Below are 357 nucleotides of genomic sequence, written 5' to 3'. Positions count from 1 at the left end.
TAAATCTTCTATTGTATATTGTCGTTTTTCTTTCTCATCTTTATTAACCATATATCTTCTCCTAATTTATTATTAAATTACAATAACCCTATAACTTATTTTACCATATATGACTTATATAGCGAAATTTTATTTTATTTTTGTCATATTTTTTATTATAAATGGAAAAAATATGTTTTAAAATGTATTTTTTATAAATTATATGTGTATCTTCTAAAAATTTTACATTTTATCGTAATTAACTATAAAAACAAAAAACAATAATTTAAATTTACTGCCAAAAATAAAAATTATATTATGATATGTTATCATGTTAATTACTAAATAATAATTTATACTTAGAACAAAATCGCTAAG

The organism is Clostridium sp. ZBS2 (genome assembly GCF_023845855.1).
GTDB classification, from domain to species: domain Bacteria; phylum Bacillota; class Clostridia; order Clostridiales; family Clostridiaceae; genus Clostridium; species Clostridium aquiflavi.
The sequence above is the reverse complement of the archived record's forward strand: the minus strand, read 5'-3'. Positions refer to the sequence as shown.